This window comes from Anaerolineales bacterium (assembly GCA_037382465.1).
In the GTDB taxonomy this organism is placed as follows: domain Bacteria; phylum Chloroflexota; class Anaerolineae; order Anaerolineales; family E44-bin32; genus WVZH01.
In genome coordinates this window covers 1-8,149 of record JARRPX010000095.1, presented here as the reverse complement: position 1 = coordinate 8,149, position 8,149 = coordinate 1, and the positions used below count along the sequence as shown (strand labels likewise).

Here is an 8,149-nt window from a genome sequence, read left to right as displayed (position 1 = left end):
GAGCAAGCAATCCCACCACGGAATGCGTCCATCGTACCGAGGAGACAACCGGAATCTCCTTTGGAATTCCATCGGGCGCCTGCGGATGCGTATACATTGGATGATACACCAATTTCTTCGCTATCACGCCGATCACAGGGAAGTTGCTCGCAGTCCGTGGTGGGATTGCTTGCTCGCCGTAATGCTTCTTCTGGCGGCCTGCAATTTCCCCACAGCGACTCCCGCCGGAGTCGTCCAGAACTCAGGTGAGACTGCAACCAGCAACTCCATTGACATAACTGACTTGCTTTCGCCAAGCGCAACCCCGACATCCGAACCCGAGCCGGGCATATGGGGCCGTCTCGCCAATCCCGGATTTGAAAACCAGCGCATCATCACCACCTTGTTCTTCAGTGGACAAGCCAGGGATGGATCGAAACGCTACGAATGCCGCGCAGATCCCAATCTATCATTGTTTACCGTCCATCCGAGCGACGAGCGGCACTTGAATTGGTCCATGAAGCCGGAGAATCGCACCTTTGCGCTGGCCCGGATGACTCATGCGGGGATCAACGTTGTGACCATGTCGTCCTGGGGTGAAGATTTTCTGCCCTGCGGAACGGGCTGGTCGTTGATCGCACCGATGCAAACGGCGCCCGGTTCGCAAGATGAGCTCTTCACGGCCGCACTCGAAGAACATCTTCTGGTCATGCCCCTCATCGAATCGCGCAATGATTGGGCCTTTCGCGATGAATTCCCTCGATTGCGGGACGGGCGGGTAGCGCCGGGGACGGTAAGCCAGATCGTCAATCTGATCGAGCGTTATCTGCATAACGATTCTCATCCGGAGTGGGCGGAAGCCTGGGCGAAGGTCTACGATCACAATGGTGAGGCGCGTTTCGCCGTTTCGATCATCCACGCATCCTCCAACGTATTGTCGTATGGCGATCATGCGGGATATGCGGCCGGTTTCGATGTCCTGGCTGAAGAAGTGCTCAATTTGACGGGGGTTCAGGTTGGGTTCTTCATCGATCCCCTTCCACCCAATTCCAATGCACCGGGAGAGTTCAAACCCTATCCCGAAAAAACAGGTCCGTCGTTGATCGAGACCGATGCGATTTTGGGCATCCAATCCTTCATCCCGGAAATTTGGATCTCGGGTAATCCTACCGAATCGCAGCAAATCGCCTGGAAACGCGATTACTCCCAGCGCTGGTCGGAAACCGGTGTTCCCTTTCTGATGGACGTCTCGCCCGGGTACGATGCGAGGATCGTGTTTCCCGGTTCGATCCAATACGGTTTCACCGCAACGTGGCTGCAGGCGCTGACGGAAATGGTCGCCGATTTCGGCGAGGATGGCTTGACGTTCAACTCCTGGAACGGATATACGGAGGGCATGGCGGCCGTCGCAACCCGGGAATATGAGGATCAGTATTATCAATGGCTGCAGGAGCTTTCGGCGATGGTGCGTTCGAAAGAATGAGGCAGCGGCTTTGCATGCAGCAGTTTGCGGTGGTTCGTCTGCAGTTATGGGGCCAAATCGATCGACATGGTGTATGATCGGCCCCGAGCACAAACCATTTCACGAAGCGAGGCGGTGACCATGATCGACAGAGAATCCACGACGAAACGACACAAACGAAGCGGGCTTACCGCAGCCGTACTCGGAATAGTACTCTCGTTGTTACTGTCATCCTGCAGCCTATTCAAGGGCAAAGGAGAGTCTGAACCCGTAACGGTCGGTCCGGAAGGCGGGACGTTTACCCTGGATAACGGCATTTCCCTGCGTGTGCCTGCCGGTGTATTGGGCGAAGAAACGGAGCTGCAGATGAACCGCATCGAGAACGATTCCATCGCTTCGATCCTGGAAGAGGCGCAAATCCCGCTGCGGCCGATCATCTTTTTCGAGGCGCTGCCGGATGGGCTGCAGCTAGACGAGGCGATAGAAGTCACCGTTCCCATTCCCGAAGACGTGGTCTTGGAGGGGTGGCCCGTACATCTCGAACTCGACATGGAAAACGAGACGTTTTCGTATAGCTCGACGGGTTTGCGTTTCAACCCCGAGGAGCGAAAGATCATCTTCATCCTGGATCACTTTTCACCGCATGGTGCGGGAGAAATCCCGGGTGGTGGCATACCCAATGAGTGCGACGACCCGGCTATGGCGTGCCGCTGCGGATGGGTCCACCTCGAATCAAAACCGCATAGATATGAATCGGATAATTGCAGCGGTATGACTCAATTGACTACGGGACAATTCATGGACTGCCCCGACCAGCCTATCACCCGCGTGGAGGAGGTAAATATCTCGGATGGATGCATCTGGCAGGGGTCACTTGCCTTCCATGTGCTGATCGTCATGGAAGGTCAGGAAATTCACATGACCTGCGCCGATCCGATCCCCTTCAAGGTTGAGGAGGACGAAATATCGGGGAGCGGCACGATGCACTGCACGATCAATGACTCGATCGAGATGAACGATCCTGATGTAGGAACGATTACATTAACCTTCGACAGTGTCATGGATTTCACCCTGTCACTCTCCGGGAATCTCGATGGATTCCAACTCGAATTCGATCCTCCGAGCATTGAATCGATCGTTGGCTATTTTAAGGTAGATGGTGCGGTTACTGAACTCGGCAGCTTCGCCGTCGTGGACATCGATTTTGATGGGAGTACGGCTTCTGGGGACTTCGGGATCATGGACGGCTTCACCTTGTTCAGCTTTTCCACATCGATAGGCGAAGACGAATCAGAAGGCGTCCCTGCAATGACGTTCCCGTTGTTCGATGGCGAAACGTTCGAGATCCCACAGCAGGAGGAGGGGGTAAGTTCGGTGACAACGATCACGTTGCATCTGACCGTCGGTAAAGAATGAGCGCACTCCGCACGCTGCGTCGGGTGTCTGATCGGAAACGTGATCCATCTTCTCGTGATTAAGAGATCGAGTACAATAGGACGCGGATCTTCATGTTAGGACCATTCGAAGCGAGGGAGACATGTATGAATGGATAGATAAAAAACCGACACGATTCTTGGGCGTTGCCTGGTTTGTGTCATATATCTTAGGCTGGCTTACGGTAATGTTGGTCGATTTGATCCTCGGAGCGTTCTTCAACCTCGATTCGACGAACGTATCGCCATCTTTCGTAATCTCGCTTCTTCTTTTCGGTTTTACCATCGCCGGTTTATTATCTGGCCTCGCAGCGGCAAGCTTGGTGCGCGTCCGCGAAGGGGAACTCAGTCAGGCTTCATTCAATCTGATCGTCCTCGCCTGGACGATTACGGTCACATTGGCGGCTATGTTGTTCTTTCTGGTCACTACCGTTCTGGTTCAAACTACAGCCGCAGGATGAAACGAGGGATATCGACATGTCAATATTAAATTTCGTCTGGCTCGTTGTCTTTCTTGCGGTCGCCGTTTGGATCGGACCCGGTTTGGTTGGTGGGTTGATCACCACGCTGGCGTTGCGGCGTGAAAAGCCGTCTTTGCAAATTCAAGACATCATCAGTTTTGCCGGAAGATGGATGTTCTCCTGTTTCCTGGGTGGATTGGTGACCTTCGTGATCATGGTTCCGCTTTCGAGTCTGGTACCGGAAGGAGCGACCGGCTTTTCATCGCTGGCGGTTGAATATATTTCCTTTGGTGTTGGCGGCGCCGTAATGGGAGCGCGTGGGGCGAAAATCATCCAGTCCATATTGGACTATAGCTAAATCGGAATTTCTCATCAACGTGAGTTACTCTCACTGCTGAAGCGCTCCCCGCGGTTTTGATATCTCTGCCGAATAACTTCAGAGAGTATATACTCCCGTGTGTGTTTTTTTACTTCACGGCGAGGTGCGGTGCGCAGATTCGATGGCATTCGGCATCGGCTGGATGGTTGGCTCACTTCCGGCTGGATGAACCGTATAGACAAAAGAATCTCACAAAGTTGGAGCGCATGATGGAGAAGCAGCAAGCCATGGATGAAGCATTGGCTTTGGCCAATGCAGCGCAGATCGCCATGCTGGGAACGAACGGCGATGATGGTTACCCCAACATCAAGGCCATGATCAAGATGGAAAATGAGGGCTTGAAGACGATCTGGTTCAGCACGAACACCTCATCGAGGCGAATAAGCCAACTCGAACGGGATTCGAGAGCGAGTGTCTATTTCGTCGACTTCGAGCAGTGGATGGGCTTGATGCTCGTCGGCGAAGTCGCGATCCTCCAGGACACGGCGTCCAAGGAACGATTGTGGCGCGAGGGCTATGAGCGGTATTATCCACTGGGAGTGACCGATCCGGATTATTCCGTTCTGCGTTTCAGCTCTCGTTGGGGGAATTACTACCATGCTTTGAGTAACGTGACGTTCGAGATTTAGCTGTTCGATCTCGAGCCGGTCAAGGATCTGGCGAGAACACGAGTGGGTGGGCAAGATTTCGTGTGCGGCGGCCTGTTTTTCTACGAAATGCCGTATGAAATCCGGGAGTGATGAAATGCGAACGATATATGTCGATAAAAATCTTCCCCGCATGTTCATGGTGCAGATGCTGCGCTCGGTGTGGCCGGGCGTCATTTGGAGTCCGTTCTCACCTGTGCACGTCGTCGACATGCAGACACCGCAGTTACCCGGCCCGAAATGGCTGCGCCTGCGCAATATCCAGTGCGGCCTCTGTGCCACCGATCTCTCCTTGCTTTTCGTCGACGCCGACCCCGCCTCCGCTCCGGCAGCCTTGCCAGGAAACGCACGTTTCTACCTCGGCCACGAGGTCGTGAGCGAGGTCGTGGAAGTCGGCGCGCAAGTCACACGCTTCAAAGTGGGCGACCGGGTGGTGATGGAATCTCGTTTTGCGGGTCCGAATTGTCACAGCCAGGAGATCGATCCACCTTGTATCTACTGTGCACAGGGACAGACGCGCCTGTGTGAAAACGCTTCCCTGGGTCTCGGCGCCGTGGGGGTAGGCGGCGGCTGGGGAGATGGCTACACCGCCCACGAAGCCGAAGTCTGGCCGGTACCATTGCAGATGTCGACCGATCAGGCTTCGCTGATCGAGCCCAATTCGGTGGCGCTGCACAGCGTGCTGCGAAAACCTCCGCTTGCGGGTGATCACGTGTTGGTGATCGGCGCGGGAATCATCGGATTGCTGATCGTTCAGATGGCCAAGATCGTCGAGCCCGATTGTCACGTAACGGTTATCGCCCGCTATCCGCATCAAGCCGAAATGGCGCGAACGCTTGGCGCAGATGATGTTCTCACGGGAAGCGAGCTGTACCCTGAGCTTGCAGAGATCACGCAGGCGAAATACTATCGCTCGCCGATGAATCGGGGCATGCTGTTGGGTGGATTCGAAGTCGTGTACGACTGTGTGGGTAAAAAGACGACCGTCAGCGACGGTCTGCGCTGGGCGCGGGCCGGAGGGACCGTGGTGCTCGTCGGAGTTGACTTGAGTACAATGAAAGTGGACTTGAATCCGGTCTGGTACCAGGAAGTCGATCTGATTGGATCTCATACATTCGGCATGGAGAATTGGCACGGCCGGCGCGTCCACACCTTCGATCTGGTCATTCGCATGTTCGAGGAAGAGGCAATTCGATATGCGGGGTTGATCACGCACCGTTTTCCTTTCGAACAGTATAAAAAAGCCGTCGCCGCGGCGATGGACAAGCGCAGCGGTTCGATAAAGGTCTGCTTCAGTTACGACGCTGGGATTTCGTAGTTCAGCTCGTATGCAGGATCATCTGTCCGTCAGCGTTGGGTGCGTAGGCTAACGGACCCTGGGGGATCTCTTTAACGACCTCGATCACACCCGAGTCGAAATACTCCCACAGAATCTGGAAGGGCGCCGTTCCCGAAATCCACTTTTCCGCGATCACGATTCCGTGGCCGGGAAGTACGGCAAACGCCGCCAGACGGGGGTCGTCGGGCTTCTGTAACGCTTCCGACCGGGCGAAGCCGGACGTAATGGCGCGCGCTTGAGAATCCGTGGAGCAGGAAACCGGGTAATGGTAATACGGAGGATCGAGCTGGATGTACTCAACCAGGCTGGGATCGTAGGAGGCGATGCCGCGATGGCCATGAAGCTTGGAACGTACGACCGGCACGTCGGCTTGTAAAGGCCAGGATGAATCGAGTTCGATGCGCGGTAGAAAGCGATCCATGCCCATCATTTCCACGGATTCGGAGGAGGGGGAATCGTTGCGTTTGCCAGCAACATGCCGCACCAACGCGCCGCTGCCGTCCGGCTGAACGCCAACGATCACCGAGAGATCGTCGTCGGTCAAGTCGCCCTTGTCGACGGGGCGTGCGCTGCCCGTTACGGTCGCAATCAGCGCGCGCAGCTGTGGATCCCAGGTGGCGAAGCAGCCTTCACTGTATTGATCTGCGATGGCTCGATCCAACGCCGGAACATGAACCAGATCGTCGATGCGTACCATGGCGGTGAAGAAATTGCGCTTTCCCAATTCGAGGCTCGCTCGCCGCATTGCAGCCGGCACCTTCGAAGCGTTGAATTGCTTGCTGTGAATGACGTCTCCGACGACCTGGTGGTTGGTCACTTCATGCGAACAGGCTTCGGCAACCAGGCGCTTCACAACGTCGTCACAAAAGCTGTCGGGAGAGTCGAAGGGAATATGCGGGTGCGCACCCACCAGGTTGAACAGGTAGGCGTATTCCGGCTTGTCCTGCCCGACGACCAACAGGATGCGGATGCACTTGGCTTGCGATTGGAGCACACGCTCGAGCGCGAGGATGGGTCCGCCGCGCTGGCCTTGTTCGATCAGGACTTTGTAAGCGCTGGATGCCATGCCGGGAAATTGGAAATCGGCAGGATCGGGCGGCTGCTTGTCCAGAGCGGCTTGAAGCCGGCGTAGAAGCGTTTCAAGTTCGCCCGGCGTGGCGTGCATGAGACACAAAATGGGTGGTTTGTGTTCAATTTTGAATCGCCGGCGCTGATTGAAAAGCAGAGCCTTTCTCCAATCGAGCGGAACGTAAAATTCCGCCGTCGTCAGCATCAACTCCGTCTTTGCATCTGGGTCGTCCTGAACATGGTGACCTTGCCTGCTGAAACTATCGAGCAGCGATGCGGTCAGCGAACGGAGGATTGGATCTTCGGTCTCGATGTCTGCAAAGAGGTGAATGGGATGTATCCACGCGTGCAGGTCACGGGCGGCGCGTATCTCCTCCAGATGGAGTGGACGGTCACCGCTTCGTAGGCTCTCTTCAATACTGGCTTGCGTTTGCATCGTCGTTCGAAACCCCGCTCGGTCAGTTCGATTCTATTATAGCCTCCGCACGCACGTTCGTTAATGTTCCTGCAAGAATAAATCCTGCGCATATCTCCGCAGATCCTACGCAGCGAGATCAGTGCGAATGACTTAAATACCCGTCAAGATGTCTGATCTGCCGGTAATTCTACTCCGGTAGAATCTTAATCAGGACTGCAGGACAGTACGAATGAAATACGAAAGAATTCTGTTGTTTGTTCTACTGGCGCTTCTCTTCCTGCTCGCATTGACCCTCGTTTGGCGAATTTTCTAGTGTATTATCGTTGTTGGAACGCCTGCTTGATCTGTCCGATGATGGGCCGTACTCGGCTGCGCTGCCTCGCGGCGCCTCAAGAAAGGGAGTGGGATGATGGAACCCTCTCGAGTTCTTACTTCTCGTTACTTCTCGTTGGTCGCCGCCGTAATCCTGCTTGCATGCTGTACACCCGCAACACCATCCGCAACTCCGGAACCGGGTGAAACGCCTGTACAAGCGACAGACACTCCCCAGGAGATTTTCATCGAGCCGTCCCCAACGCCAACGGTGCCGGCCCCTGTAATCGCCGACGTTCCGTTTTCTGGGGTTTGGCTGTTCGAGACGCAGGAGCACGGGTTGACGATGATCGACATGGAAAACGGCCGGCCGATCGTAACGTATGATGAAATGTGGAGCATCGGCGGAGACTTGATTAAAGCCGGGCAAGGACGGGTCTACTTTTTTGGCGGGAGTGATGTCGGTCTCGTGGAAATCCTCATGGACGGACAATTGCGGCCGACGAAGGTCGACATCTCGGGAATGATTCATCCGTCCTTCGCCTGCCTGACTCCCGATGCAAGTCGTTTGCTGAGGTATCGCCCCCCGGAGGATTGGTCTTTGGGATTGTTCGAGATCCTCGAATCTGATCTGGCGGATGGATCCACGAC

Annotated in this window: 8 protein-coding genes; 7 read left to right on the top strand and 1 reads right to left on the bottom strand. The window is 55.2% G+C overall.

Features of this window, described 5'->3' with window-relative positions:
• Positions 1-169 precede the first annotated feature (169 nt).
• The 6 genes from P8Z34_16410 to P8Z34_16385 all read left to right on the top strand — a co-directional run bounded on the left by P8Z34_16410 (position 170) and on the right by P8Z34_16385 (position 5,679).
• Positions 170-1,462 carry a hypothetical protein gene (locus tag P8Z34_16410; protein MEJ2552256.1) on the top strand — a complete coding sequence of 431 codons (1,293 nt, stop codon included), beginning with the start codon at positions 170-172 and terminating at the stop codon, positions 1,460-1,462.
• Positions 1,463-1,582: 120 nt separating this feature from the next.
• Positions 1,583-2,857: a hypothetical protein gene (locus P8Z34_16405; protein ID MEJ2552255.1), complete on the top strand. Its 1,275-nt coding sequence runs from the start codon at positions 1,583-1,585 to the stop codon at positions 2,855-2,857.
• Positions 2,858-2,978: 121 nt separating this feature from the next.
• A complete protein-coding gene (locus P8Z34_16400) occupies positions 2,979-3,335 on the top strand; it encodes a hypothetical protein (GenBank protein ID MEJ2552254.1) in 357 nt (118 codons plus the stop codon).
• 16 nt (positions 3,336-3,351) lie between these two features.
• On the top strand, positions 3,352-3,693 hold the full coding sequence (locus tag P8Z34_16395; GenBank protein ID MEJ2552253.1) for a hypothetical protein: 342 nt from the start codon (positions 3,352-3,354) through the stop codon (positions 3,691-3,693).
• 230 nt (positions 3,694-3,923) lie between these two features.
• A complete protein-coding gene (locus P8Z34_16390; GenBank protein MEJ2552252.1) occupies positions 3,924-4,343 on the top strand; it encodes a pyridoxamine 5'-phosphate oxidase family protein in 420 nt (139 codons plus the stop codon).
• A 115-nt stretch (positions 4,344-4,458) separates the two neighbouring features.
• On the top strand, positions 4,459-5,679 hold the full coding sequence (locus tag P8Z34_16385) for a zinc-binding dehydrogenase (GenBank protein ID MEJ2552251.1): 1,221 nt from the start codon (positions 4,459-4,461) through the stop codon (positions 5,677-5,679).
• A gap of 1 nt (position 5,680) precedes the next feature.
• Here P8Z34_16385 and P8Z34_16380 read toward each other — a convergent pair whose 3' ends face one another.
• Positions 5,681-7,204, bottom strand: a complete 1,524-nt coding sequence (locus P8Z34_16380; protein MEJ2552250.1) for a hypothetical protein — start codon at positions 7,202-7,204, stop codon at positions 5,681-5,683.
• 391 nt (positions 7,205-7,595) lie between these two features.
• Between P8Z34_16380 and P8Z34_16375 the strand changes: the two genes are divergently transcribed.
• Positions 7,596-8,149: hypothetical protein (locus tag P8Z34_16375; GenBank protein ID MEJ2552249.1), on the top strand; the 554-nt coding region annotated here is incomplete at its 3' end.

What these genes read in the sequence shown, in the direction of transcription:
- P8Z34_16400 (MEJ2552254.1), top strand. Translation starts at nt 2,979, where the DNA reads ATGTATGAATGGATAGATAAAAAACCGACACGATTCTTGGGCGTTGCC.
- P8Z34_16385 (MEJ2552251.1), top strand. Translation starts at nt 4,459, where the DNA reads ATGCGAACGATATATGTCGATAAAAATCTTCCCCGCATGTTCATGGTG.
- P8Z34_16380 (MEJ2552250.1), bottom strand. Translation starts at nt 7,204, where the DNA reads ATGCAAACGCAAGCCAGTATTGAAGAGAGCCTACGAAGCGGTGACCGT.
- P8Z34_16405 (MEJ2552255.1), top strand. Translation starts at nt 1,583, where the DNA reads ATGATCGACAGAGAATCCACGACGAAACGACACAAACGAAGCGGGCTT.
- P8Z34_16390 (MEJ2552252.1), top strand. Translation starts at nt 3,924, where the DNA reads ATGGAGAAGCAGCAAGCCATGGATGAAGCATTGGCTTTGGCCAATGCA.
- P8Z34_16395 (MEJ2552253.1), top strand. Translation starts at nt 3,352, where the DNA reads ATGTCAATATTAAATTTCGTCTGGCTCGTTGTCTTTCTTGCGGTCGCC.